We start from the raw sequence: 25,781 nt of genomic DNA on the forward strand, positions 1-25,781 counted from the left end.
AGCCGTCCTGGCCGCGCAGTCTTGGTCGAGCGGGACGATCGTCAGGGCGTGACGTTGTGCTCGACGAGCGCCGTGTAGGGATCGACCGGTCCGCCGCCGTTGGGGTGCACCTCGAGGTGCAGGTGCGGGCCGGTGACGTTGCCGGTCGAACCGGTGTAGCCGATGATGTCGCCGGCTCCGACCGTGTCGCCGGGCGAGACCGCGATGTTGCTCTGGTGGCAGTACCAGATGTCGGTGCCGGCGTCGGGACCGTTGGTCAGCGTGATGACCGTCCGGTTGCCGTAGGCGCCTTCGTAACCGGTGGACTTCACGGTTCCGGCGGCGATCGAGACGATCGTGCTGCCGGCGGGGCCGGCGAAGTCGAGACCGGTGTGGGTCGTCGACCAGAGGCCGCTGCGCTGGCCGAAGCGGGCGGTGATGTTGTAGCCGGTGACCGGCAGGACCCACTGGCGCGACTTCAGCTGCTTGTCGACGTTGGCGGCGAGCTCTTTCTGCTCCTGCTGCGCTGCCTGGACCTGGGCCGCCTGGGCGTTGGTCTGCTTGATCTGGTTGGTGCGGTTGAAGTCGCGGCTGATGTCGACGTCGCCGGCTGCTGCCTTGGCGGAGCCGGAGTAGCTCTGCGAGATCGTCTGGTACTTGTCAGCCTTCAACGTGTTGCCGTCCGTGGCGCCACCGACGACCGCTGAACCAAAAGCAGCCAGGATCAGTGCGAATGCACCGGCCATGGCTGGAGTGGGGGTGAGGGAGCGCTTGCTGCTCCTGCGTCGCTGAGCGGCTCGCTTGCCGGCGACGCGGGAGGGGCTCTCCTGACGTACGTCCAGTCGGCGTTTAGGCGCAGGTGAAGACACGCAAAAAACCTCCACGGGGTGACGACAGGACCTGATGAGCCTAGCCGACGCCCCCACGCCGGGGAAACTGAATCCGAACTTCGGTGGCCCCGCCGACCACATTTCCGTGTGGATCGGCGACACGATGTGACGGCATTCACCCGTGTGGGAGCATCGATCCATGGCCAGGAACCGCATCGTCGTGGGCTCTTTCGGGGACGGCTCCGACGCCCGGGCGACGGCCCATCGACTCCGCGACGCGGGTCACGAGGTCGTCCTCGTCGGTGGTGGTCAGAGCCCCGAGCAGCTGCTCCGCACGGCGGTGGCCGAGGACGCGTCGCGGATCGTCGTCGTGGGCGACGGCCACGAGGCGGGAGCTGCGCTGGCGCGGCTGCGGACTCTCACCGGGGAGCTGGGTGTCGACGCCCCCGAGGTGGGTACGTCGGTGTGACGCATCCAACGCTCGTAAACCCTGAGTTAACGGCTAGAGTCGCAAAGGCTCATTTCTGGCGGCCTTCGGCCGGACGTGGGATGAGCGGAACCTCCAACCTAGGACGGACACCACCGTGGATTTGATGGAATATCAGGCGAAGGAGCTCTTCGCCAAGCATGGCGTCGCGACGACGCTCGGCAAGGTCGTCACCAGCGCTGACGAGGCCAAGGCCGCCGCCGAGGAGATCGGTGGCGTCACCGTCATCAAGGCGCAGGTCAAGGCGGGAGGCCGCGGCAAGGCCGGCGGCGTCAAGCTCGCCAAGACCCCCGACGAGGCGTTCGAGCACGCGTCGAACATCCTCGGCATGCAGATCAAGGGACTGACGGTCAACCGCGTCCTGGTCACCCCGGCGACCCCGCCGCTGGAGGAGTACTACTTCTCCTTCCTGCTGGACCGGTCCAACCGCAGCTACCTCTGCATCGCGAGCGTCGAGGGCGGTGTCGAGATCGAAGAGGTCGCCAAGACCAACCCCGAGGCCGTCCGCCAGATCGCCGTCGACCCGGGCACCGGCGTCGATGAGGCCAAGGCCCGCGCCATCGTCGAGGAGGCCAAGTTCCCGGCCGAGCTCGCCGAGCAGGCCGTCACGCTGATCCAGGCCCTCTGGAAGGTCTTCGTCGAGGAGGACGCCACCCTCGTCGAGGTCAACCCGCTCGCCCGTCTCGAGGGCGACAAGCTCGAGGCCCTCGACGGCAAGGTGTCGCTCGACGACAACGCGTCGGAGTTCCGTCACCCCGAGCACGAGGACTTCGTCATCCACGAGGAGGCCGACCCCCTCGAGGCCAAGGCCAAGGCCAAGGGCCTCAACTACGTCAAGCTCGACGGCGAGGTCGGCATCATCGGCAACGGCGCGGGTCTCGTCATGAGCACCCTCGACGTCGTCGCCTACGCCGGCGAGAAGCACGGCGGCGTCAAGCCCGCCAACTTCCTCGACATCGGCGGAGGAGCGTCGGCCGAGGTCATGGCCAACGGCCTGGACGTCATCCTGAACGACTCGCAGGTCAAGAGCGTGTTCGTCAACGTCTTCGGCGGCATCACGTCGTGCGACGCGGTCGCCAACGGCATCAAGGGCGCGCTCGAGCTGCTCGGCGCAGAGGCCACGAAGCCGCTGGTCGTCCGTCTCGACGGCAACAACGTCGACGAGGGTCGCGCGATCCTCGACGAGCTGAACCACCCGCTGGTCACGCAGGTGGACACCATGGACGGCGCGGCCGACAAGGCCGCCGAGCTGGCGAACGGCTGAGGGGCGCACACATGTCGATCTTTCTGAACAAGGACTCCAAGGTCATCGTCCAGGGCATCACCGGCGGTGAGGGCTCCAAGCACACCGCCCGCATGCTCGCGGCCGGCACCCAGGTCGTCGGTGGCGTCAACGCCCGCAAGGCCGGCACGACCGTCGAGCACGTCGACGCGTCGGGCGCCACGGTCGAGCTGCCGGTCTTCGGCTCCGTCGCCGAGGCCATAGAGAAGACGGGCGCCGACGTGTCGGTCGCCTTCGTCCCGCCGGCCTTCACCAAGGACGCCGTCATCGAGGCCATCGACGCCGAGATCGGTCTCCTGGTCATCATCACCGAGGGTGTCCCGGTGCAGGACAGCGCCGAGTTCTGGGCCTACGCCCAGGGCAAGAAGACGCGCATCATCGGCCCCAACTGCCCCGGCATCATCACGCCGGGCGAGGCGCTCGCGGGCATCACGCCGGCCAACATCGCCGGCAAGGGACCGGTCGGCCTGGTCTCGAAGTCGGGCACGCTGACCTACCAGATGATGTTCGAGCTGCGCGACTTCGGCTTCTCGACCGCCATCGGCATCGGCGGCGACCCGATCATCGGCACGACCCACATCGACGCCCTCGAGGCGTTCGAGAACGATCCCGAGACCAAGGCGATCGTCATGATCGGCGAGATCGGTGGCGACGCCGAGGAGAAGGCCGCGGCCTACATCCAGGCCCACGTCACCAAGCCGGTCGTCGGCTACGTCGCCGGCTTCACGGCACCCGAGGGCAAGACGATGGGCCACGCCGGCGCCATCGTGTCCGACGGTGCGGGCACGGCCCAGGGCAAGAAGGAGGCCCTCGAGGCTGCAGGCGTCAAGGTCGGCAAGACGCCGTCCGAGACCGCCGAGCTCATGCGGGAGATCCTGAAGAACCTGGTCTGATCCGCCAGGCCCAGCACGACGTACGAAGCCCCTCCACCGTCACGGTGGAGGGGCTTCGTCGTGCCGGGGAGGCGCTGCGGCGCCGGGCTCAGTCGACGTACTTGAGCCGGGTGCCGGCGCGCTCGGCGATCGCGACGAACTTCTTCTTGGAGATGTCGTACTTGCCGGCCGGGGTGAACGTCACCTGCGCCACGTCGGCGCCGCGGCGGATGATGGCCGTGCGGTAGTAGACCCGCTTCTTGCTGTCGTCGGAGATCTCGAACCCGACGCGCCAGGCCTGCCCCGAGAAGCTCGGGTTCTTGAACGACTCGGTCTGGTCGACCTGGGCCGAGAGGATCTCGTCGTCGCAGGCCTCGATGCGCTTCTGGACGAGGTCGGCGAACGCCTTGGCCTTCTTGGTCGAGGTGAACCGCGCGACGGTCTCGGCGACGCCGAACTCCTGTGGCAGGTCGTTGGCCTGGTAGAGCACGTAGATGCGTGATCCGGCCTTCGAGACGGCCTTGCTGGTGAAGTCGGCCTTGTCGCAGAGGGTGGCCGCCGGGTTGGTGCTCGCGTCGAACCGCGCCGCCGCCCAGACCTTGTCGATGTCGGCGATCGGCGGCAGGTCGACGATGCCGAGGAACGACGGGGCCTTCGAGGTGGCCGGGGGATCGGTGCGCATGACCTGGATCGAGTCCGAGCACGTGCCGCCGCTGTCGGCGCAGACCTTGGAGACCGAGTCGTTGAGCGTCCGCGCGAAGGCCTGGATGCTGGGCCCCTTGGCGCCGTCGACCTCGTGCACCAACGTGCTGGTGATCGTGCCGGAGTGGCTGAAGCCGACCGTGAAGGTGCGCTCGGGCTCGCGGTGCGACCGCAGCTTGAGGATCTGGAAGTCGCCGAACGGTCGCTTGACGGTGTAGGCCGCGACGAGCTCGACCCGGGGGTGCTCGCAGTCGGAGTACCACTGCACGAGCCGGTCGTACGACGCCGTGGCGATCTTGTCGCTCTTGGACAGCTCGATCGACTGCGCGAGACGCTCGTTGTCGCTGCCGGCCGCGGTGTAGGTGCGGACGAAGACCTTGACGGGGTTCTTGTCGGCGTAGCGCTGCGTGGGGCAGGTCGCGTAGGGCGTGGTGTTGGTGACGTCCTCGTCGGTGCTCTCGACCTTCCACGAGGTGGTCGTGTCGAGGTTGCCGACCTGCCGGGCCGTCAGGAGGTTGCCCGCGTCGATCTTGGCCGCGTCGAGGCGCACGTCGGGGGTCTCGTCGCCGAGCTTCTGCCGGGACGGCAGATCGCCCTTGGTCGCGAGGGCGTCGCCGTCGGTCGCGACGAACCCACCGCCGAAGATCAGCGCGACCGCTGCCGCAACGAGCAGCACGGTGTTGCGCTGGCGCCCGCGCTTGGCCGCGGTGCGGATCGAGGCGGACGGCGGCACGGGCAGCGTGCTGGTGACCGCGGCCAGCCCGTGCATGCGCCGCTCGATCGCGTCGATCCCCTCGCCGAGGGCCGTCTCGAGCGCGGCCAGGGCGGTCGTGACGTTCTCGATGCCTTCCTCGGCGGGCAGCCCGACCTCGCGGGACGCCTCCTCCAGGTCGGTGTTGCCGAGCGTCATCAGGACGATGAGGCGCCGGTCGTCGACCGACAGGTCGTGCAGGGCGGTCAGGAGCCCGGTGTCGCTGTCCTCCTCGTGGCGTCGCCGCAACGGGTGGGTGCCTCGGCTCACCGCCGTCAGCTTCCACGCCTCGTTGCGGACGTAGGAGATGGGGTGACGGTCGCGGATCTTGGACCAGTCGCGCCAGGCCCGGCGGTAGGCGTCGACCGTCGCCTCGTAGGCGACCTGGCGGTCTCCGCTGACGGCGTAGGTCACCTGGACGGCCTCGGCGAAGGTCGAGGAGTAGAAGCTGTTGAACTCGTCGACGCGAGTCATGGTCCAGCCTCCTTCGGCGTTCGGCGTGCCTGTGTGCAACGCGGCAACTTTACAGGGAGGATGAAGCGGTGCCCGAGCCCGCCGAATCCTCCTACCTCCGGCCGGCCTTCCTCACCGCGATCGTCGCCGCCCTCGTGTCGGTGGCCGTCGCCGGCGTGCTGGTGCTGGTCGCACGGGGTGCCTCCGACCTGACGCTGACCTCCTTCGCCCGCACGAGCGTCCGGACCTGGCTGGTGTCGATGGGGTCGGGCATCGACGTCGGACCGTTCGCGTTCGGGCTCGTCCCGCTCGGCGCCACGCTGGTCTGCATCGCGCTGGTGGCCCGCGCGGCCAGCTGGATCGTCGTCGACCCGCTCCACGACCTCGCCGCCTTCGCCGCCTCCTCGGCCGGCGCCTTCGGCGTCATCGCCGGCATCGCCGCGGCGGTCACCAACGCCGGGGACGTCACGATCTCCTCGGTGCGTGCGGCGTTCGTCGCCTTCGTCGTCGGTGGACTGGGTGCGGCCGCCGGATCCATCCGCCGCCACGGTGACGCCGAGCGGTGGTGGTTCACGGCCTCGGAGGACGTCCGGATCGCCGTCCGGGCCGCGATGCCGGGTGTCGCCGTGGTGCTGGTCAGCGCGACGGCCATCGTGGCCGTGCTGCTGGCCCTCAACGTCGCCCAGGCCGGCGACCTGTGGGCCCTGCTCGACCCGGGTCTGGGCGGCGGTGTCGCGCTCGGTGTCGGGTCGCTGCTCGCTGTGCCGACGCTCGTGCTGTGGACCGCCTCGGCGCTGGTCGGGCCGGGCTTTGCCATCGGCACCGGGACGTCGGTCGACCTCACGGGCTCGCAGCTGGGCCAGGTGCCGGGATTCCCCCTGCTCGCGGCACTGCCCTCGCCGGGGGCCTTCCCCGGCTGGGTCTTCGTGCTCGGGCTCCTGCCGCTCGTGGCCGGCATGGTCGCTGGCTGGCGTGTCGAGCCGGGTGCCAGGACGGGCCTGGGGGCCCGGGCCGCCCTCGGTGCCGGCGCCGGCGCCATCGCCGGACTCGTGCTCGGAGTGCTGATCGGCCTGTCCAGCGGCGCGATCGGCCCGGGGCGCATGGCCGAGGCGGGGCCGCCCACCTACACGCCCCTGCTCGTGGCCGTGCCCGTCATGGCCATGGGCGGCGCACTCGGCGCGCTGCTCAACCACTATCGTGGAAGCCGTGCCTCCCGCCCCTCGGACACCAGCGCGACTGGTCGTCCTCGTCTCTGGAAGCGGCACGAATCTCCAGGCGCTGATCGACGCGTCGACGGCGCCTGACTTCGGCGCCGAGATCGTCGCGGTCGGCGCCGACCGCGACGGCATCGAGGGTCTCGCCCGGGCCGAGCGCCACGGCATCGAGACCTTCGTGCTCTCGACGCGTGACTTCGCCGATCGTGCCGCGTGGGACGAGGCGCTGGGCGCGCAGGTCGAGGCCTACGCGCCCGACCTCGTCGTGCTCGCGGGCTTCATGAAGCTCACCGGGCCGGCGTTCCTGTCCCGCTTCGGCGGCCGCACGCTCAACACGCACCCGGCACTGTCGCCGGCCTTCCCGGGCATGCACGGCCCTCGTGACGCGCTCGCCTACGGCGTCAAGGTCACCGGGGCGACGCTGTTCGTCGTCGACGAGGGCGTCGACACCGGGCCGATCGTGGCCCAGGTCGCCGTTCCGGTGCTCGACGACGACGACGAGAGCTCGCTGCACGAACGGATCAAGACCAGCGAGCGCGCCATGCTGGTCGAGTGGGTCGGCACCCTGGCGCGCAACGGTTTCCACCTCGATGACCGGGCCGTACGGCTCGGAGACGTCAACCCTCGATGAAGGTTCTGGCATGACTGACACCACCACCCGTCCCCTCCAGCGCGCGCTCGTCTCGGTCTACGACAAGACCGGCCTCGACGACCTCGCCCGCGACCTGCACGCCGCCGGCGTCTCGATCGTGTCGACCGGCTCGACCGCCAAGACCATCGAGGCGGCGGGCGTGCCCGTGACGCCGGTCGAGGAGCTCACCGGCTTCCCGGAGTGCCTCGACGGCCGGGTCAAGACGCTGCACCCGCGCGTCCACGCCGGCATCCTCGCCGACCTGCGGCTCGACTCGCACGTCGAGCAGCTCGCCGAGCTCGAGGTCGAGCCCTTCGACCTGGTGATCGTCAACCTCTACCCCTTCCTCGAGACGGTCGCGTCGGGCGCGACGCCCGACGAGTGCGTCGAGCAGATCGACATCGGCGGACCGTCGATGGTGCGTGCAGCGGCCAAGAACCACCCGAGCGTCGCGGTGGTCGTCTCGCCCGGCGCGTACGACGACGTCCGCGCCGCCCTGGCCGCCGGCGGATTCACGCTCGAGCAGCGCAAGGTCCTCGCGGCCCGCGCCTTCGCGCACACCGCGGCCTACGACGTCGCGGTCGCGTCGTGGTTCGCCAGCGTCTACGCCCCCTCCGAGGACGGCTGGCCCGAGTTCACCGGCGCGACGTGGGACAAGTCGGCCGTCCTCCGCTACGGCGAGAACCCGCACCAGCCCGCGGCGCTCTACCAGCACGGACGCGGAGGCCTCGCGGCCGCCGAGCAGCTGCACGGCAAGGAGATGTCCTACAACAACTACGTCGACACCGACGCGGCTCGTCGTGCGGCCTACGACTTCGAGCGCCCGGCGGTCGCGATCATCAAGCACGCCAACCCGTGCGGCATCGCGGTCGGCGCCGACGTGGCCGAGGCCCACGCCCGTGCTCACGCGTGTGATCCCGTCTCGGCGTTCGGTGGGGTCATCGCCACCAACCGTCCCGTCAGCGTCGCGATGGCGCAGCAGGTCGCCGAGGTCTTCACCGAGGTCATCGTCGCGCCCGACTACGAGCCCGGCGCCGTCGAGATCCTGCAGGGCAAGAAGAACATCCGCATCCTGCGCGTCCCGGCCGACACCGACGCGGAGCCGGTCGAGTTCCGCGGCATCAGCGGCGGCGTGCTGATGCAGCGTGCCGACCACGTCGACGCCGAGGGCGACGACCCGTCGAGCTGGACGCTCGCGACGGGCGAGGCCGCCGACGAGGCGACGCTGGCCGATCTCGCGTTCGCGTGGACGGCGACCCGCGCGGTCAAGTCCAACGCGATCCTGCTGGCCAAGGACGGCGCGTCCGTCGGCGTCGGCATGGGCCAGGTCAACCGGGTCGACTCGTGCCGGCTGGCGGTCGAGCGGGCCGGTGCCGAGCGCGCAGCCGGCTCCGTGGCCGCGTCCGACGCGTTCTTCCCCTTCGTCGACGGCCTGCAGGTCCTGCTCGACGCCGGTGTGAAGGCCGTCGTGCAGCCGGGTGGCTCGGTGCGCGACGAGGAGTCGATCGAGGCGGCCCGGGCGGCCGGCGTGACGATGTACTTCACGGGCACGCGCCACTTCTTCCACTGAGCCCCGTCCACTGAGCCCCATCCACTGAGGCCAGCTCGCTGAGCCCATTCCGCTGAGCCCAGGCTCAGACCCGCACGCCCAGCCCGTCGAGGACCTGGGCGCCGGGGAGGTCGGCCAGCGCCGTTCCGGGCAGCACGAGCTTGGAGCGGCGCAGGCCGCTGCCGACCACGACCCAGGGCTGCTCCGTGACGGCGCGGTCGACCAGGATCGGCCACGTGCTGGGCAGGCCCACCGGGGTGATGCCGCCGTGCTCCATGCCGGTCTCGCCAACCGCCCAGTCCTGGGGCGCGAACGAGCACTTGCGGGCGTCGATCGTGCGTCGGACGACCCCGTTGACGTCAGCCCGGGTGCTGGAGAGCACCACGCACGCGGCGGGGCGCTGCTCGCCTCCGCGCCGGCCGAGCACGATGACGCAGTTGGCTCCTGCATCGGCAGAGATCCCGAACGCGTCGTTGAGCGCCTGGGTGTCGGCGAGCGCGGGATCGATCGCGACGACGTACGAGCGGGCCGCGACCTGCGGCTGCGAGGCGAGGAGGTCGGCCACCGGTCGTGCGACCAGGTCGGGGGAGTAGGGCGACAGCTCGAGCGAGCCGAGCCGAGGGGTCACTCCGGGTCCTCGCGCAGCGACGCGAGGGCCTCGTCGACGTGGTCGGTGCCCAGCACGTGGGCCGCGATGAGGTCGCGGATGGCGGCGGTCAGGAGCTGGGCCTCCTCCTTCTCGGAGTAGACCCCGGTCTGACGGCGCAGGGCCGTGCCGCCGATGAGCGTCACGATCGAGACGGCGAGGTGGCCTGCGGGCTCGACGCCGACCTTCGCGAGCAGCGCGCTCGCGAGCGCCTCGAGCGACTGCATGGCCCGGGACGCGACGTCGCGCAGGGCCGGCTCACGGGCCGCCGTGAGGAAGATCGAGAGCTCGACCGCCGCCACCTCGGGCCCGCGCTGCGAGAACACCTTCGCGATCAGCCTGACCGCGTCGTCGAGCCTCACCTCTGCCTCGATGTCGACCTTGGCCAGGGCGTCGAGCTCGGTGGTCCACTGCACGATGTGGGCGCTGAGCGCCTCGCGGATCAGGTCGTCGATCGACTCGAAGTAGTAGGTGGTGGTGGCCGACGGGAGGCCGGCGCGAGCCGCGACCGCCCGGTGGGTGACCGCGCGCGAACCGCCCTCGGCGAACAGCTCGATCGCGGCGGCCAGGAGCTGCCCGCGCCGTACGCGACTGCGTTCCTGGGACAGCTGTGCACGCGTGACCATGGATCAGTTCCACCTGTTCTGTACGTTCGTCCGAATTCATGTGATCTGCTTCACACGACTCCGCAGGCCAAAGTCTAGGGGGCGACGCCCGGACCGCCCGACGACCGCCGTCGCGCGCTGACCTGGCCCGACGCCGTCCATCCGTCGCAGGGTGAGGTCGCCCGTCGCCCGGTGGAGGGCCCGGACGTGAAACACTCATCCGTGTGACAGCGCAGATCCTCGACGGCAAGGCGGCCGCAGCCGCGATCAAGGGTGAGCTCACGGAGCGTGTGACCGCGCTCCGTGAAAAGGGTGTCGTGCCCGGGCTCGGGACGATCCTGGTCGGCAACGACCCCGGGAGCCAGTGGTACGTCGCGGGCAAGCACCGCGACTGCGCCGAGGTCGGCATCGAGTCGATCCGTGTCGATCTTCCGGAGACGGCCACCCAGGCCGACGTCGAGGCGGCGATCGACCAGCTCAACGCCGACCCGACCTGCACCGGCTACATCCTGCAGCTGCCCCTGCCCAAGGGCCTCGACGAGAACGCCGCGATCGGCCGGATCGACCCGGCCAAGGACGCCGACGGCCTGCACCCGACCAACCTCGGCTGGCTGGTGCTGGGCAAGGAGGCCCCGCTGCCCTGCACGCCGCGCGGCATCATCGAGCTGCTCCGCCGTCATGACGTCCCGATCGCAGGTCAGCACGTCGTCGTGGTGGGCCGTGGCATCACGGTCGGACGCCCCATGGGGCTGCTCCTGACCCGTCGCAGCGAGAACGCCACCGTGACCCTCTGCCACACCGGCACCACCGACCTGGCGGCCGAGGTGCGCCGCGCCGACATCGTCATCGCCGCGGCAGGCGTGCCCGGCATCATCCGTGCCGACATGGTCAAGCCCGGGGCGGCCCTGCTCGACGTCGGCGTGAGCCGCGACGAGAACGGCATCGTGGGCGACGTCGACCCCGCTGCGCACGAGGTCGCCGGCTGGATCTCGCCCAACCCCGGCGGCGTCGGCCCGATGACCCGCGCGCTGCTGCTGGCCAACGTCGTCGACACCGCGGAGCGACTGAACCCGTGATCGGCCCCCGCAGCCGTGGCTCGCAGCTCTACCTGCTGCAGCTGCTGACCGTCGCCGTCGGGCTCGTGCTCGTCGTGGCGGGGCCGTGGCGTGCGGGCATCATCGCGATCGGCCTCGCGTTCGTGGTGGGGGCGCTGGCCCGCTCGGTCGTGCCGATCGACCACACCGGCATGCTGCGGGTGCGCGGCAAGGCGTTCGACATGTTCTGGATGACGACGCTCGGCGCCGCGCTGATCGTCCTGGCCTGGGTCATCCCCGGCCAGCCCGGCTGAGGCCCTTCGCGCACCTCGAAACCAACGATGTCGGCACCTCTGCGTCCTGACGTGGTCAGGGACGCAGAGGTGCCGACATCAGGTCGACCTGGTGCCGGGCCGTGGCCCGGCGGACGGATCAGATCAGGCCGAGCTCCGTCACGGCGTCGCGCTCCTCGATGAGCTCGGCGGCGGTGGCGTCCATCTTGCCGCGCGAGAACTCGTCGATCTCGAGACCCTGGACGATCTCCCAGTCACCGTTGCTGGTCGTGACGGGGAAGGAGTAGATCAGGCCCTCGGGCACGCCGTACGAGCCGTCGGAGCGGACGGCCATCGAGGCCCAGTCGCCCTCGGGGGTGCCGTGCAGCCAGTCACGCGCCGCGTCGATCGTCGCGGAGGCGGCCGAGGCCGCCGACGACGAGCCGCGCGCCTCGATGATGGCCGCGCCGCGCTTGGCGACGGTCGGGATGAAGTCGTTCTCGATCCAGGTCTGGTCGTTGACGGTCTCGGCGGCGTTCTTGCCGGCGATCTCGGCGTGGAAGATGTCGGGGTACTGGGTCGCGGAGTGGTTGCCCCAGATCGTGATCTTCTTGATGTCGGTGACGGCCGAGCCGGTCTTGGCGGCCAGCTGCGAGATCGCGCGGTTGTGGTCGAGGCGCGTGAGGGCCGAGAAACGCTCCTGCGGGATGTCGGGGGCGTTGGTCATCGCGATCAGGGCGTTGGTGTTGGCCGGGTTGCCGGTCACGCCGATGCGGACGTCGTCGGCCGCGACGTTGTTGAGGGCCTTGCCCTGCGCGGTGAAGATCGCGCCGTTGGCCGACAGCAGGTCGCCGCGCTCCATGCCCGGGCCGCGCGGACGCGCGCCGACCAGCAGGGCGAGGTTGACGCCGTCGAAGATCTTCTCGGCGTCGTCGCCGATCTCGACGCCGGCGAGGGTCGGGAAGGCGCAGTCGTCGAGCTCCATGACGACGCCCTCGAGCGCCTTCAGCGCGGGCGTGATCTCGAGCAGCTGCAGCTGGATCGGGGTGTCGGGGCCGAGCAGCGAGCCGCTGGCGAGACGGAAGAGGAGGCTGTAGCCGATCTGGCCGGCGGCGCCGGTGACGGCGACCTTGACAGGGGTTGTGCTCACGAGAGGTGCTCCTTGGGGCAGTGCCGAGATGAGAGGTCTACCTTCCGAAACTAGCGCAGCCGCTGCGGTCTCACGTGCCGGGGGCAGAGGGACGGGACGTCGCCGGCCTCGTCTGCGGCCCCACGTGGCGCACCCGTGACCCGAGGGCCACGACCCAGCGACGGTGGCCGGGACGGCGGTCCAGCGCGTACGACGTGTGCCGTCGATAGACCCGTTCGACGGCCCTGACGGAGGCGAGCGGCTCGGGCAGGGGGCCGGCGTCGGCGACCAGGAAGTCGAGGACGTCGTCGTGGGAGCACCCGCGGCGGGGGTTCTCGGCCGCCCACGTGTCGAACCGGCGAGCGAGGTCGGGGACGTCGCGCAGCGCTGGAACGGCCCCGATGGCCTCGCTGCGACGCTTGGTGCGCAGGACGCCGATGGTCATCGCCGCCGAGCGGGGGTCGAAACCGGGCGGGACGTCGCCGGCGAGCAGGTCGCGCAGCACGGACTGCTGGCGTCGCTGCAGGTCGTCGCGGGTCATGGCAGGACCGATGAGGCCAGGTCGACAGCCCTGCGGACCCGGCGCAGCTCGGCGCGGACGACGGACGGGTCGACGTCGGTGTCTCGCTCGAGCAGGACGGGTGGCCCGTCGGGGCCGAGCAGGTCGACGACGTGCGTGAGCAGCGACAGGACGTCGTCGACCATGTCATGGGCGTGGGTGTCCCAGTAGACGCCGTCGGGGTCGGTGAGCCCGCCCGCCACGTGGACGTAGGCCACGTGGTCGAGCGGCATCCGCTCCAGCTGCTCCCGGGGGTCGCCGCCGAGTGCCGACGCCGTGGCGTGCAGGTTGGCGACGTCGAGGAGGAAGAAGCAGCCGGTCGCCTCGGTGAGGGCCGTCAGGAAGTCCGGCTCGTCCATCGTCGTCTCCGGCCAGGCGAGGGTCGCGGCGATGTTCTCCAGCGCGAGGGGCACCGGCAGCCGCGCCTGGGCCGCCCGCACGTTGTCGACGAGGATCGCGAGGGTGTCGGGCGTGCGGGCCGCCGGCACCAGGTGCCCGGCCTCGAGGACGTCGGCGTGCAGCGGGTCCCCGTCCGGCCCGGCATCACCCGCCCGGACGAAGGCGACGTGCTCGCTGACCAGGGGAGAGCCCGTCGCGCGTGCGAGCGCGGCCAGGTGGTCGACCCGGGCCGGGTCGGGCGTGGATCCGCCCGCGAGGCCGAGCGTGACGCCGTGGGGGACCACGGTGAGCCCGGAGCGGAGGCCGGCGGCAAGCGACTCGGGCAGGCGGGTCGGGTCGACGTTCTCGGCGACGACCTCGGAGAACCGCATGCCCTCGCGGGTCTGGGACAGCAGCTCGTCGGCGATGCAGGGCCGCCAGCCGGCGCCGACGCCGAGGCCCGCGACGGGCGAACGGGGCATCAGCTGCCGCCGCCGCCTCCGCAGCCGCCGCCACCGCACGACGAGCCGCCGCCGCAGCTGTGCCCGCCGCCGCTGTCGCCGGACGACGAGCCGCCGTCGCCGGAGGAGGATCCGGCGTCCCCGCCGAAGTAGGCGCCACCTGAGCCGCTGGCGCCGTAGCGGCCGCTACGGCGACCCCAGGTGCCGCTCTGGTCGCGGCCCATCGCGATGACGACGAGCGAGCCGACGCCGACGACGATGAGTGCGGTCACGATGAAAGGAGCCATGGTGTCCTCCAGATGAGAGGTGCATCGGAGTCCGTCGCCGTTGACGTGACGTGGGAAGAGGATCGTGCCAGACGAACGGCGCGAAGGGAAGAGTGACGACCTGTCAGGTGTCGTCGCCGACGATCAGCGCGTGGCTCACGCCGGCGATCGCTGCGCCGATCACGGGGGCCAGGACGAAGACCCACAGCTGCTGGATCGCGTCGCCCCCGGCGAACAGCGCCACGCCGATCGACCGGGCCGGGTTGACCGAGGTGCCGTCGACCGGGATCGAGATCAGGTGGATCAGCGTGAGGGCCAGGCCGATCGACAGGCCGGCGAAGCCGGCGGCCGCTCGCTTGGCCGTCGCTCCGAAGATGACGTAGAGGAAGAACGCCGTCAGCACGATCTCGGTGAGGATCACGGCGCCGAGGCTGTAGCCGCCGGGGGAACGGTCACCGTAGCCGTTGGTGCCGAAGCCTCCCTTGGCGACGAAGTCGTCACGTCCGGACGCGATGACGTAGAGGACGGCGCCGGCCACGATCGCGCCGACGAGCTGCGCGGCGAAGTAGCCGGGCGCGTCCTTCCAGGCGAACCGCTTGGCGGTGGCGAGGCCCACCGTGACGGCGGGGTTGAAGTGACCGCCGGAGACGTGGCCGAAGGCGTAGGCGCCGGTCAGCACCGTGAGTCCGAACGCCAGCGAGATGCCGAGCGTGCCGACGCCCTCGCCGGCGAGCACGGCCGTGCCGACTCCGCCGAGCACGAGCCAGAACGTTCCGAGGGCCTCGGCCCCCAGCTTGTGGGTCATCGTGGGACTGGACATGATGCCTCCTGGGGCATGGAGTGATCCTGGTCACATGGTAGGACCGCCCGGGGGTCGGGTGGGGGACCCTCGAGCCTCGCCGACAGTGAGATATCTTGATGTCAAACAATCTTTCCTGGCGTCCCACTCTGAAGGAGACACCGCACTCATGGCCACGATCATCTACACCCACACCGACGAGGCTCCGCTCCTCGCGACCTACTCCTTCCTCCCCGTCATCGAGGCCTACGCCTCGACGGCCGGCGTCGAGGTCGAGACCCGCGACATCTCCCTGGCCGGGCGCATCATCGCGCTGTTCGGCGATCGTCTGACCCCTGAGCAGCAGATCGGCGACGCCCTCGCCGAGCTCGGCGAGCTGGCCAAGACGCCTGGGGCCAACATCATCAAGCTGCCCAACATCAGCGCCTCGGTCCCGCAGCTGAAGGCCGCGATCGCCGAGCTGCAGTCGCAGGGCTACGCCCTTCCCGACTACCCCGAGGACCCGCAGACCGACGAGGACAAGGACGTCCGCGCGCGCTACGACAAGGTCAAGGGCAGCGCTGTCAACCCGGTGCTGCGCGAGGGCAACTCCGACCGCCGCGCTCCCGCCTCGGTCAAGAGCTACGCGCGAAAGCACCCGCACTCGATGGGTGCCTGGAGCAGCGACTCCAAGACCAACGTCGCGACGATGGGCGCCGACGACTTCCGCTCCAACGAGAAGTCGGTCGTCATCGACGCCGACACGACCGTCTCGATCCAGCACGTGGCTGCCGACGGCACGACGACGACCTTGAAGGGCGCCTTCGACGTGCTGGCCGGCGAGATCGTCGACGGCACGGTCATGCGCGCCGCCGCGCTCGACGCGTTCCTCACGGCCCAGGTCGAGCGGGCCAAGGCCGAGGGCGTCCTGTTCTCGGTCCACCTCAAGGCCACCATGATGAAGGTGTCCGACCCGATCATCTTCGGCCACGTCGTCAAGGCGTTCTTCCCGGCGGTGTTCGAGCAGTACGGCGCCGACCTCGAGGCCGCCGGCCTCAGCCCGAGCAACGGTCTCGGCGGCATCCTCGGGGGGCTCGACAAGCTCCCGAACGGCGCCGAGATCAAGGCCGCCTTCGAGCAGGGCATCGCCGACGGGCCGACCCTCGCGATGGTCGACTCCGACAAGGGCATCACCAACCTGCACGTCCCGAGCGACGTCATCGTCGACGCCTCCATGCCGGCCATGATCCGCACGTCGGGCCACATGTGGGGCCCCGACGGCAACGAGGCGGACACGCTCGCCGTCATCCCCGACAGCTCCTACGCCGGCGTCTACCAGACCGTCATCGACGACTGCCGCGCCAACGGCGCGTACGACCCGACCACGATGGGCTCGGTGCCCAACGTGGGCCTGATGGCCCAGGCGGCCGAGGAGTACGGCAGCCACGACAAGACGTTCGAGATCGCCGCGGCCGGCACGGTCCAGGTCGTCGACGCTGCCGGCACCGTGCTGATCGAGCACGCGGTCGAGCAGGGCGACATCTGGCGCGCCTGCCAGACCAAGGACGTCCCGATCCGCGACTGGGTCAAGCTCGCCGTGACGCGCGCACGTGCGTCCGCCACCCCGGCGGTCTTCTGGCTCGACCCGTCCCGCGCCCACGACGCCAACCTCATCGCGAAGGTCGAGGCCTACCTGCCCGACCACGACACCGAGGGTCTGACGATCGAGATCATGGCGCCCGCCGAGGCGACCCAGTACTCGATCGACCGCATCCGCAAGGGTGAGGACACGATCTCGGTCACCGGCAACGTGCTGCGCGACTACAACACCGACCTGTTCCCGATCCTCGAGCTCGGCACCAGCGCCAAGATGCTGTCGATCGTCCCGCTGATCAACGGCGGCGGACTGTTCGAGACCGGCGCCGGAGGATCGGCCCCCAAGCACGTGCAGCAGCTCGTCAAGGAGAACTACCTGCGCTGGGACAGCCTCGGCGAGTTCCTCGCGCTGGCGTCGAGCTTCGAGCACATGGCGACCACGACCGGCAACGCCCGGGCGCAGATCCTCGCCGACACGCTCGACCGCGCGACCGGCACGTTCCTCGACGAGAACAAGTCGCCCGGCCGCAAGCTCGGCACGATCGACAACCGGGGCAGCCACTTCTACCTCGCGCTCTACTGGGCTCAGGAGCTCGCGAAGCAGACCGAGGACGCCGATCTCGCGGCGGCGTTCGCCGAGGTCGCGGGCGCGCTGCTCAGCAACGAGCAGACGATCGTCGACGAGCTGCTCGCGGTGCAGGGCCACCCGGCCGACATCGGTGGCTACTACCGCCCCGACGAGGCCAAGGTGACGTCGGTCATGCGTCCGTCGGGCACGCTGCTCGAGGTGCTGGCAGCCCTCGGCTGATCCTCGCGTCATGATCTGACGGGCACGGACTCTCACAGGGTGTCCGGGACGGTTTCTGCGAGCCGTCCCGGACACCCTTGTCATGTCCAGCAGCAGTCATGTCCAGCAGAAGGCGCCCGATGAACAAGCTCGTCCTCGCCCTGGTCGGCGCCGTTCTCGCGCTGGTCGTGCCGGCACTCCCGGCCTCGGCTGCCGACACGCCGACGGCCCCGGAGATCTCCGGCTCCGGCCGTGTCGGCGACACGCTGACCATCACGAGCCTCGGCCCGTTGGCCGGTGACTCCGGCGGCTACACGTATGCCTGGCTCTGGGACGGCGACGAGGATCCGGGCCCCGGTGACACCGGGGCCTCGCACGTCGTGACCCGGGACGACGTCGGCAAGGCGCTCAGCGTGCTGGTCAAGCCGGCCGATCCGGACTCCGACCGGCTCGAGTCCAACCGCATCGTCGCGATCGAGGGCGCACTCGTGGCTCCGGCCGTCACGGTCTCGGGCACGGCAGCCGTCAAGCACACCCTGACGGCGACCTTCACGAGCTCGGGCACCCCGGGCGCCAACGTGACCTTCTCCTGGACCCGCGACGGCGTCGACATCCCCGGTGCGACGGGTGAGACGTACGTCCTCCAGCCCGCGGAGGCCGGACGTCGGATCGCGTTCCGGACGACGTCGACGACCGAGGCGGGAGAGTCGCTGCAGCAGAGCACCTCGCCCCTGCGGATCCCGGCCTTCTCGTCCAGCAGGCCGACCGTCTCCGGCACGTTCAAGTCCGGCAGGACGGTCAGGCTCAGGTCGGTGGGCACCTGGTACGGGGCCGGCTACTCGTTCAGGACCTACCGCTGGCTCCGCAACGGCAGCCCCATCAAGGGCGCCACGGCGTCGAGCTACCGCCTCACGTCGAAGGACAAGGGCAGGCGCGTCTCGCTTCGGGTCACGGCGACGAAGTCGGGCTTCGCCTCCGTCGCTGCCACCAGCGCGAGCACCAAGGTCCGCTAGGTCGCCGGGGGAGCGCGCTGCGGGCTGGGCGTGGGGGTTTTCACCCAATGTGGCGGATAACAATCTGTCTCGGCGCGGCAGACGGTCACGATCGGTGCCATGCTCCCCTCGCGTCGCCCTGCCCGGACGTCACTCGCACTCCTCGCCTCGGCGGCGCTGACCTTCTCGGTCGTCGTCGGGCTGTCATCGCCTGTCGTGGCGTTCACGCCGTCGATCAAGCCTGCGGCGACGACGGTCGCTGCGGGTGGCACGTTCACCCTGGCGATCGCGGGCAACCGGCAGATCTATGCCACCGGCAAGAACGACGACGGGCAGCTGCCCGGCGCCGGCGCGGCGCTCACGACCCTGACGCAGATCGACGCCCTGCCTGACGGGACGTGGCCCACGGCACTGGCCGCCGGGACCGGCCACTCGGTGGCTCTGGGCGAGAACGGCAAGGTCTATGCCGTGGGGCTCAACAACGTCGGCCAGCTTGCGAACGGGACGACCAACACGGCAAGCCCGGCGACCTGGGCCGAGGTCACCGGCCTGCCGGTCGGTGCCTATCCGGTCAGGCAGATCGCGGCGGCTGGGCTCAACACCTACGTCCTGGGGGCCAACTTCGAGGTCTACGGCGCCGGGTGGAACGACAGCCACCAGATCTCGTCGGCCGCGACCGGCGAGATCAACACCATGACGCAGATCTCCGTGCCGGGGGACCCCGTCCAGATCGCGGCCGGCGGGCCGGTCTCCGGCTTCGACGGGTTCGTGCTGGCGCGGAACACCGCCGGCTTCGTGTTCGGGCGCGGGGACAACGGCGTGGGCCAGCTCAACCAGGCCGCTGGTGCTGACGTGACCACGATGACCCTGTTCGCCGGATCGACCGGCAACGCCACGATGATCGCTGCCGGCGGCGCTGCCAGCTACATCGCGACGAGCACGAACGCGATCCTCGCCGTCGGTGCCAACTCCAAGGGCCAGCTCGGGAACGGCTCGACGTCGCCGACCTCGGCGCTGGTCACGATGACGCCACCGACCGGCGGATTCGTCCCTGCCGCGATGGCCGCGGGTGACAGCCATGTCGTCGTGGCGAACTCGCTGGGCACTGTGTATGCGGCCGGTGAGGCGGGCGCCGGAGCGGTGGCCAGCGGCAGCATCTCGCCTGACCAGCTGGTCCTCGCGCCCGTCGAGGAAGGCGGTGGCGTCACCATCGGCTCCGCCGTCGAGGTGGCAGCGACGTCCAAGACCACGATCCTCCGCAACGCCGAGGGCCTGCTGCTGGGGTCGGGCAACGGGTTCGACGGACAGCTGACGGGGTCACCGGGCAACCGGCTGTCGGTCGTCCAGCTCTCGGGCCAGTGGCTGTTCAACTACGTGCGCCCGAGCCTGACCTCGCCGATCCAGGTGGGCCAGGTGGCGACAGCCTCGCCCGGATCGTGGTCGGTGAAGCCCACGGCGTTCACCTACGAGTGGTTCAACGACGGCGTGGCGATCAGCGGCGCGACGTCGCAGACGTACACGATCGCGCCCGACGACCTCGGCGACCCGATCACGGTGAAGGTGCGCGGCACGCGCGCCGGCTTCACGGCGTTCCAGTACGAGAGCCTTCCGGTCGCGCCGGCGGCGGGCACCTTCGACATCAGCATCGACCCGGTCATCACCGGCACGCCCGCGATCGGCAACGAGCTCGGGGTCGACGAGGGGCTGTGGACGCCGGCGGCCACGTACGCCTACGAGTGGCGCCGCGGTGGTGTGCCGATCCCCGGAGCCGACGCCTCCACGTACGTGCTCACCGCGGCCGACCTGGGTCAGGACATCGAGGTCGGGCTCGTGGGCTCGGCCACCGGCTACACGCCGCTCTCCACGGTGTCCGACACGGTGGTGCCCGTCGCCGGGGCGTTCAGCAGCGTCGGCGTGCCGACCTTCTCCGGCGCCCTGAGGGCCGGCCAGACGCTCACGGCCCAGGGTGGTGCGGCGGTGCCTTCGGCGACGACCTACACCTATCAGTGGCTGCGCGACGGCGTGCCCATCAGCGGTGCCACCGCTGCGACGCGCAGGCTGTCGTCCTCGGACGCGGGCCGCAGCATCTCGGTGGTGGCGACGGCCACGCGACCCGGTTACACCAGCCAGCCGGCCACGTCGGTCGCGAAGGTGGTCGCGCTCTACAACCTGGTCAGGCCGAGCATCTCGGGCACCGCCAAGGTCGGCAGGACCCTGAAGAAGAAGTCGGTCGGCAGCTGGACGACCAGGCCGACCAGCTACACGTACCGGTGGTGCCGCAACGGCGCTCCGATCGGTGGGGCGACCGGCACGAGCTACAAGCTCAAGAGTGCCGACAAGGGCAGACGCATCACGTTGGTCGTGACGGCCCGCAGGTCGGGCGTGCCCAGCACGTCGGCCACCAGCGCCAGGACCGACAGGGTGAAGTAGGACACGGCGGGAACAAAGCCTGCCGCCGAGGGCCTTGAATGAGCACGTGACTGTTATGGAGACACCCACGCGCACCCGGCACGTGACGTTGGCCCTGATCGCCCTCGCCCTGGGTGGCTTCGCCATCGGCACCACCGAGTTCATGACGATGGGTCTGCTCGAGAAGATCGCGGTCGGCATCGATCGCCCCAACGCCGAGACGGGCCACATCATCACGGCGTACGCGTTCGGCGTGGTCGTGGGCGCCCCGCTGATCGTGTCGCTCGGTGCGCGGCTGCCCAAGAAGGAGCTCGCGATCGGGCTGATCCTGGCGCTCGGCGTGGGCAACGCGATCACCGCGGTCGCCAGCGGCTACGTGCCGGTCATGGTCGCGCGGTTCGTCGCCGGGCTCCCGCACGGCGCCTACTTCGGCGTCGCGTCGCTGCTGGCCGCCTCGCTCGTGCGCCCCGAGCTGCGGGGCCGGGCCGTCAGCTCGGTCATGCTCGGCCTGTCGGTCGCGACCGTCGCGGGCGTGCCGGCGAGCACGCTCCTCGGCCAGCACCTGGGGTGGCGCAGCGCGTACTGGGCCGTCCTGGTCATCGCGATCGCCGCGGCGGTCATGATCTTCTGCTTCGTGCCGCACTCGCCGGCCAACCTCGAGACGTCGATCCGCGGCGAGCTGTCGGCCCTCAAGCGCCCGCAGGTGCTCTTCGCGGTGTCGGCCGGCATGGTCGGGTTCGGCGGTCTCTTCGCGATGTACAGCTACATCGCCCCGATCGTCACCAAGGTCATGGACCGCTCGGACGCCTGGGTCGTCGCGTTCACGCTCGCCTTCGGCATCGGGTCGGTGCTGGGGTCGTGGGCGGCCGGGATCCTCGCCGACTGGAACGTGGAGCGGTCCGTGGTGTGGGGATTCGTCGCGACGGCGCTCGTGCTCGTCGCGTTCTACTTCGCCGCGCCCTATCTGGTGCCGGCGCTGGTCCTCGTGCTGGCCGTGGGTGCCCTGGGGTCGATCGTCGCGATCAACCTGCAGATCCGGCTCATGGACGCCGCCGGCGACGCGCAGATGCTCGGCGCCGCGCTCAACCACTCCGCGCTCAACATCGCCAACGGCCTGGGAGCGTTCTTCGGGTCGGCGATCATCTCGGCCGGCTACGGCTACCGGGCCACGAGCTGGGTCGGCGTCGTGCTGGCCAGCCTCGGCCTGATGATCTTCCTCGTCGGCATCGCCGCCCAGCGCCGCTCCACCCCCGTCACCGCGAGTGGCGCAAGCTGACGAAAATGAGACGGCGAGTCGTCGACTTCTGCGCCAGTCGCGAGGCGGTTTGCGCCACTCGGGGGACGGTCGGCGGGATGATCAGCGGCTGACGGCGTCGGCGCCGACGCGCGGCCGGAGCCAGACGAGGTCGCCCTCGTGCAGCTGCAGCGCCGTGGCCTCGGCCTTGGTGACGACGACCTGCACCGGGTCGGGGCGCAGCGCGTCGTCGGGCGTCACCTCGAGCCGGATCTCGAAGCCGACCCGCGTCCAGCGCGTGATCCTGCCCGACGCCGTGGCGGCGTGCTCGTAGCGGGTGATGTCGATGTCGTGCGGACGGATGAGTCGGTCGCCGAGCGTGGTCACCGGACCGAGGAACGACAGCACGAAGTCGCTGGCGGGGCGGTCGTACAGGTCGTCGGGCGTGCCGATCTGCTCGATACGGCCCTCGTTGATGACGACCAGGCTGTCGGAGACCTCGAGGGCCTCCTCCTGGTCATGGGTCACGAACACCGTCGTCACGTGCACCTCGTCGTGCAGGCGCCGCAGCCAGTCGCGCAGCTCCTTTCGGACCTTGGCGTCGAGCGCGCCGAACGGCTCGTCGAGCAGCAGGACGCTCGGCTCGATCGCGAGGGCGCGGGCGAGGGCCATGCGCTGGCGCTGGCCGCCCGAGAGCTGGGCAGGCAACCGGTGGGAGAACTGCTCGAGGTGCACGAGCTTGAGCAGCTCGTCGACGCGCCGCTTGACCTCGTCCTTGGGCTTCTTGCGGATCTCGAGGCCGAACGCGACGTTCTTGGCGACCGTCATGTGCTTGAACGCGGCGTAGTGCTGGAAGACGAATCCGACGTTGCGCTTCTGCGCTGGCACGCCGGTCGCGTCGACGCCCTCGATCTCGATCGTCCCGCTGTCGGACGACTCGAGACCGGCGATGATGCGCAGCAGGGTCGACTTGCCGCCGCCGCTCGGCCCGAGCAGGGCGGTGAGCTGGCCGCTCGGGATGCTCAGGTCGATGTCCTGCAGCGCCACGAAGTCGCCGAAGTTCTTGTTGACTCCGCGGATCTCAATCCCCATCAGTGTCGTCCTTGGGTCGAAGGATGGTCACGACGACGAGCGCCGCGACCGCGATCAGTGCGAGCAGGAACGACGTCGCGTACGCCGTGCCCTGCTCGAAGTCCTGGTACTTCTCCTCGACGACGAGGGTCGCGGTCTGGGTCTGCTGGGCGATGTTGCCCGAGATGACCTTGACGGCGCCGAACTCGCCGAGCGAACGGGCGAGGCTGAGGACGACGCCGTAGACCAGGGCCCACTTGATCGAGGGAAGCGTGATGCGGCGGAACGTCTGGACGGGGCCGGCGCCGAGGCTCTTGGCGGCCTGCTCCTGCTCGGTGCCGATCTCCTGGAGCACCGGGACGAGCTCGCGGATCACCAGCGGCAGGCTGACGAACGCCGTCGCGAGGATGATGCCCGCAGGGGCGAAGGCGACCTGCAGCCCGGCGGACTCCAACGTCGGGCCGAACAACCCGTCGGTCCCTGCGTAGGCGAGGAGCAGGGCCAGGCCGACCACGACGGGGGAGACCGACAGGGGCAGGTCGATCAGGGCGGACAGGACCCTGCGCCCGGGGAACTCGTAGCGCACCAGCAGCAGCGAGATGCCGACGCCGAAGACCGTGTTGATGGCCACGGCCCACACCGCCACGTAGACGGTGAGCTGGAGGGCGAAGACGACCTCCGGGTCGGACAGCGCGCCCTGGATGTTGCCGAGGCCGCCGTCGAAGGTCTTGACGACGACGAGGGAGACGGGCCAGACGATCAGCAGGAACAGGTAGCCGACGACGATGAGCCGGCGCACGTACGTGCCGGGGGTGCGGGGCTGCGCTGCGCGGCTAGCCACGGCGGGCCACCACCGCGGACAGCACCTGGAGCAGGACGATGGCGGCGAGCGCGACGACCAGCAGGATCACCGCGACCGATGCCGCAGCGGCCTCGTTGCCGTTCTCGATGTAGGTCAGGATCCGGACCGAGGCGACCTCGGTCTTGCCCGGCAGGTTGCCCGAGAGCAGGACCAGCGACCCGTACTCGCTGATGCCGCGGGCGAACGACAGGGCGGCGCCGGCAGTGATCGCGGGGGCGAGGCTCGGCAGGATGATGCGGCGCAGCGTCGTGAAGCGGCTGGCGCCGAGCGAGGCGGCGGCCTCCTCGACGTCGCGGTCGAGCTCCATCAGCACGGGCTGGACGGTGCGGACGACGAACGGCAGCGTCACGAACAGCAGGGCGAGGAACACCGAGCGCTCGGTGTTGGCGACGTTGACGCCGAGGGGGCTGTCAGGTCCGTAGAGGCTCAGCAGCACGAGACCCGCCACGATCGTCGGCAGCGCGAAGGGGATGTCGATGACGACCTCGAGCAGGCGCTTGCCCCAGAACGAGTCGCGGACGAGCACCCAGGCGATCAAGGTCCCCATGACGACGTTGATCAGCGTGACGATCAGGGCCTGCGTCACGGTGAGCCGCAGGGCGGAGGCCGTCTGGGGGTTGGTGAGCGTGTCTCGGAAGGTCGCCCAGCCGCCGTCGACGGACTGGATCACGATCAGGGCGAGCGGGATGAGGACGAGCAGGCTGAACCACGACAGCGCGATCCCGAGCCCGAGGGCCGAGGACCGCGTCAGCGAGGTCACGCTCCGGGCGCGGCGCTTGGGCGCGGCACCCGGAGCGACGGGGGCGTCGACCGTCACGAGGCCCCGGACTTCGCGATGATCTGGGTGATGATGCCGTCGTTCTCGTCGAAGAACTTCGTGTTGGCGGCCTCCCAGCCGCCGAAGTCCTGATCGATCGTGAACAGCTCGTCGATGGCGGGGAACGGGTTCTTCGGGTCGTTCGCGCCCTCGACGGTGCCCACGTCGACACCGTCGACCGTCGCGACGGGGCGGAAGCCGTACTTCGCGTAGATGCCCTGGCCCTCGGCGCTGGTCGCGAAGTCGAGGAAGTCCTCGGCGCTCGGTGCTGCCTCGGTGGTGACCGCACCCGGGTTCTCGATCAGCAGGTTCTGCTCGGGGACGACGTAGTCGACCTTCTCGCCGCTCTGCCGGGCGAAGATCGCCTCGTTCTCGTACGACAGCAGGACGTCGCCGGTGCCGCTCTGGAACGCTGTCGTCGCGTCACGGCCCGATCCGGGCAGCGCCTTGACGTTCGCGAACACCTTCGTGAGGTAGGCCTCGGCGTCAGCCTCGGAGCCGCCGCCGGCGATGACCGACTGGTAGGCGGCCAGGATGTTCCACCGGGCTGATCCGGAGGACCCCGGGTTGGGGGTCACGACGCCGACGCCGGGCTTGGCCAGGTCGGCGAAGGTCTGGATGTTCTTGGGGTTGCCCTTGCGGACCACGAGCGAGACGACCGAGGTGCTGATGATGCCCTTGTTCGCACCGTCGTCCCAGGACGTGTCGACCAGGCCGGCGTCGACCAGGCGGGTGACGTCGGGGCTGAGCGAGAAGTGGACGACATCTGCCTTGAGCCCCTTGGCGACCGCGCGGCTCTGGTCGCCCGATGCGCCGAAGGAGTCCTTCCACGCGATCTTGTCGCCGGACTGCTTCGCGGCGAACGCCTTCTGCAGGGCGCCGTCCGCCGCCTTCGGGACGGAGTAGGCGACGAGCGAGAGCGTGGTCGACGAGGTGCCCTTGGCGCTGTTGCCGCTGCTCGGCGCGCAGGCGGCCAGGAGCGCTATGGCGGCCGCCGCCGCGAGGATCCTGGTCGGTCGTGCGCGTCTGATGATCATGGTTCTGCTTTCGTCGTGGCCCGCCGTGTGCGTGCTCCGAACTTCAAACTAGGGGGATTCTCGAGGCGGCTTCGCACATCTCATGATGTGGGACGTCT

At 70.3% G+C, this 25,781-nt stretch carries 25 protein-coding genes; 12 read left to right on the plus strand and 13 right to left on the minus strand.

Annotated features, from left to right (window positions below):
* Positions 1–41: 41 nt before the first annotated feature.
* The gene (locus HQK15_RS08170) at positions 42–725 is read right to left on the minus strand and encodes a M23 family metallopeptidase (protein ID WP_173490856.1); all 684 of its coding nucleotides are present in this window, start codon (positions 723–725) and stop codon (positions 42–44) included.
* A 283-nt stretch (positions 726–1,008) separates the two neighbouring features.
* Between HQK15_RS08170 and HQK15_RS08175 the strand changes: the two genes are divergently transcribed.
* The 3 genes from HQK15_RS08175 to sucD all read left to right on the plus strand — a co-directional run bounded on the left by HQK15_RS08175 (position 1,009) and on the right by sucD (position 3,471).
* Entirely contained in the window at positions 1,009–1,278 is a 270-nt protein-coding gene (locus HQK15_RS08175; protein ID WP_173490857.1) for a hypothetical protein, read from the plus strand.
* Between the two features lie 115 nt (positions 1,279–1,393).
* Entirely contained in the window at positions 1,394–2,560 is a 1,167-nt protein-coding gene (sucC, locus tag HQK15_RS08180; protein ID WP_173490858.1) for an ADP-forming succinate--CoA ligase subunit beta, read from the plus strand.
* Between the two features lie 11 nt (positions 2,561–2,571).
* The gene (gene sucD, locus HQK15_RS08185; protein ID WP_173490859.1) at positions 2,572–3,471 is read left to right on the plus strand and encodes a succinate--CoA ligase subunit alpha; all 900 of its coding nucleotides are present in this window, start codon (positions 2,572–2,574) and stop codon (positions 3,469–3,471) included.
* An 88-nt stretch (positions 3,472–3,559) separates the two neighbouring features.
* Here sucD and HQK15_RS08190 read toward each other — a convergent pair whose 3' ends face one another.
* A complete protein-coding gene (locus HQK15_RS08190) occupies positions 3,560–5,377 on the minus strand; it encodes a SigE family RNA polymerase sigma factor (protein WP_173490860.1) in 1,818 nt (605 codons plus the stop codon).
* Between the two features lie 68 nt (positions 5,378–5,445).
* On the opposite strand from HQK15_RS08190, the gene HQK15_RS08195 reads away from it, so the two are divergent.
* From HQK15_RS08195 to purH, 3 genes are read left to right on the plus strand one after another with little or no spacing between them, the layout of a single operon-like run.
* Positions 5,446–6,660, plus strand: coding sequence for a cell division protein PerM (locus tag HQK15_RS08195; RefSeq protein ID WP_173490861.1), 1,215 nt, complete (start codon positions 5,446–5,448; stop codon positions 6,658–6,660).
* The gene (purN, locus tag HQK15_RS08200) at positions 6,563–7,201 is read left to right on the plus strand and encodes a phosphoribosylglycinamide formyltransferase (protein ID WP_367649101.1); all 639 of its coding nucleotides are present in this window, start codon (positions 6,563–6,565) and stop codon (positions 7,199–7,201) included. Before HQK15_RS08195 ends, purN begins: the two co-directional genes overlap by 98 nt.
* A gap of 10 nt (positions 7,202–7,211) precedes the next feature.
* Positions 7,212–8,771 carry a bifunctional phosphoribosylaminoimidazolecarboxamide formyltransferase/IMP cyclohydrolase gene (gene purH / locus HQK15_RS08205; protein WP_173490863.1) on the plus strand — a complete coding sequence of 520 codons (1,560 nt, stop codon included), beginning with the start codon at positions 7,212–7,214 and terminating at the stop codon, positions 8,769–8,771.
* 64 nt (positions 8,772–8,835) lie between these two features.
* Here the strand turns inward: purH and HQK15_RS08210 are convergent, their stop codons facing one another.
* Positions 8,836–9,378, minus strand: a complete 543-nt coding sequence (locus tag HQK15_RS08210; RefSeq protein ID WP_173490864.1) for a YbaK/EbsC family protein — start codon at positions 9,376–9,378, stop codon at positions 8,836–8,838.
* The gene (locus HQK15_RS08215; protein WP_173490865.1) at positions 9,375–10,022 is read right to left on the minus strand and encodes a TetR/AcrR family transcriptional regulator; all 648 of its coding nucleotides are present in this window, start codon (positions 10,020–10,022) and stop codon (positions 9,375–9,377) included. Before HQK15_RS08215 ends, HQK15_RS08210 begins: the two co-directional genes overlap by 4 nt.
* A gap of 203 nt (positions 10,023–10,225) precedes the next feature.
* Here HQK15_RS08215 and HQK15_RS08220 point away from each other — a divergent pair, with 203 nt between their 5' ends.
* Positions 10,226–11,077 carry a bifunctional methylenetetrahydrofolate dehydrogenase/methenyltetrahydrofolate cyclohydrolase gene (locus HQK15_RS08220; RefSeq protein ID WP_173490866.1) on the plus strand — a complete coding sequence of 284 codons (852 nt, stop codon included), beginning with the start codon at positions 10,226–10,228 and terminating at the stop codon, positions 11,075–11,077.
* Positions 11,074–11,349, plus strand: coding sequence for a DUF3017 domain-containing protein (locus tag HQK15_RS08225; protein WP_173490867.1), 276 nt, complete (start codon positions 11,074–11,076; stop codon positions 11,347–11,349). The genes HQK15_RS08220 and HQK15_RS08225 overlap by 4 nt, the downstream gene beginning before the upstream one ends.
* Positions 11,350–11,467: 118 nt before the next feature.
* On the opposite strand, the gene HQK15_RS08230 is transcribed toward HQK15_RS08225, so the two are convergent.
* The 5 genes from HQK15_RS08230 to aqpZ form a co-directional block, all read right to left on the minus strand.
* Positions 11,468–12,457 carry a malate dehydrogenase gene (locus HQK15_RS08230; RefSeq protein ID WP_173490868.1) on the minus strand — a complete coding sequence of 330 codons (990 nt, stop codon included), beginning with the start codon at positions 12,455–12,457 and terminating at the stop codon, positions 11,468–11,470.
* Positions 12,458–12,527: 70 nt separating this feature from the next.
* Entirely contained in the window at positions 12,528–12,977 is a 450-nt protein-coding gene (locus HQK15_RS08235) for an SCO6045 C-terminal-like domain-containing protein (protein WP_173490869.1), read from the minus strand.
* Positions 12,974–13,855 (minus strand): multinuclear nonheme iron-dependent oxidase, encoded by an 882-nt coding sequence (locus HQK15_RS08240; RefSeq protein ID WP_173490870.1) that lies wholly within the window; start codon positions 13,853–13,855, stop codon positions 12,974–12,976. Before HQK15_RS08240 ends, HQK15_RS08235 begins: the two co-directional genes overlap by 4 nt.
* Positions 13,855–14,121: a hypothetical protein gene (locus HQK15_RS08245; protein WP_173490871.1), complete on the minus strand. Its 267-nt coding sequence runs from the start codon at positions 14,119–14,121 to the stop codon at positions 13,855–13,857. The genes HQK15_RS08240 and HQK15_RS08245 overlap by 1 nt, the downstream gene beginning before the upstream one ends.
* Before the next feature lie 103 nt (positions 14,122–14,224).
* The gene (gene aqpZ, locus HQK15_RS08250; RefSeq protein WP_173490872.1) at positions 14,225–14,920 is read right to left on the minus strand and encodes an aquaporin Z; all 696 of its coding nucleotides are present in this window, start codon (positions 14,918–14,920) and stop codon (positions 14,225–14,227) included.
* A gap of 148 nt (positions 14,921–15,068) precedes the next feature.
* On the opposite strand from aqpZ, the gene HQK15_RS08255 reads away from it, so the two are divergent.
* The 4 genes from HQK15_RS08255 to HQK15_RS08270 all read left to right on the plus strand — a co-directional run bounded on the left by HQK15_RS08255 (position 15,069) and on the right by HQK15_RS08270 (position 21,938).
* The gene (locus HQK15_RS08255) at positions 15,069–17,282 is read left to right on the plus strand and encodes an NADP-dependent isocitrate dehydrogenase (protein ID WP_173490873.1); all 2,214 of its coding nucleotides are present in this window, start codon (positions 15,069–15,071) and stop codon (positions 17,280–17,282) included.
* 119 nt (positions 17,283–17,401) lie between these two features.
* The gene (locus HQK15_RS08260) at positions 17,402–18,274 is read left to right on the plus strand and encodes a hypothetical protein (protein ID WP_173490874.1); all 873 of its coding nucleotides are present in this window, start codon (positions 17,402–17,404) and stop codon (positions 18,272–18,274) included.
* Positions 18,275–18,373: 99 nt separating this feature from the next.
* Entirely contained in the window at positions 18,374–20,683 is a 2,310-nt protein-coding gene (locus HQK15_RS08265) for a hypothetical protein (RefSeq protein WP_173490875.1), read from the plus strand.
* A gap of 55 nt (positions 20,684–20,738) precedes the next feature.
* Entirely contained in the window at positions 20,739–21,938 is a 1,200-nt protein-coding gene (locus HQK15_RS08270; RefSeq protein WP_173490876.1) for an MFS transporter, read from the plus strand.
* Between the two features lie 81 nt (positions 21,939–22,019).
* Here HQK15_RS08270 and HQK15_RS08275 read toward each other — a convergent pair whose 3' ends face one another.
* From HQK15_RS08275 to HQK15_RS08290, 4 genes are read right to left on the minus strand one after another with little or no spacing between them, the layout of a single operon-like run.
* Positions 22,020–22,988: a sulfate/molybdate ABC transporter ATP-binding protein gene (locus HQK15_RS08275; RefSeq protein ID WP_173490877.1), complete on the minus strand. Its 969-nt coding sequence runs from the start codon at positions 22,986–22,988 to the stop codon at positions 22,020–22,022.
* Positions 22,978–23,808, minus strand: a complete 831-nt coding sequence (locus HQK15_RS08280) for a sulfate ABC transporter permease (RefSeq protein WP_173490878.1) — start codon at positions 23,806–23,808, stop codon at positions 22,978–22,980. Before HQK15_RS08280 ends, HQK15_RS08275 begins: the two co-directional genes overlap by 11 nt.
* Positions 23,801–24,646 carry a sulfate ABC transporter permease subunit CysT gene (cysT, locus tag HQK15_RS08285; protein ID WP_173490879.1) on the minus strand — a complete coding sequence of 282 codons (846 nt, stop codon included), beginning with the start codon at positions 24,644–24,646 and terminating at the stop codon, positions 23,801–23,803. The genes HQK15_RS08280 and cysT overlap by 8 nt, the downstream gene beginning before the upstream one ends.
* Positions 24,643–25,683: a sulfate ABC transporter substrate-binding protein gene (locus HQK15_RS08290; RefSeq protein WP_173490880.1), complete on the minus strand. Its 1,041-nt coding sequence runs from the start codon at positions 25,681–25,683 to the stop codon at positions 24,643–24,645. The genes cysT and HQK15_RS08290 overlap by 4 nt, the downstream gene beginning before the upstream one ends.
* Between the last annotated feature and the right edge of the window lie 98 nt (positions 25,684–25,781).

It is taken from the genome of Aeromicrobium stalagmiti (assembly GCF_013283745.1).
In the GTDB taxonomy this organism is placed as follows: domain Bacteria; phylum Actinomycetota; class Actinomycetes; order Propionibacteriales; family Nocardioidaceae; genus Aeromicrobium; species Aeromicrobium stalagmiti.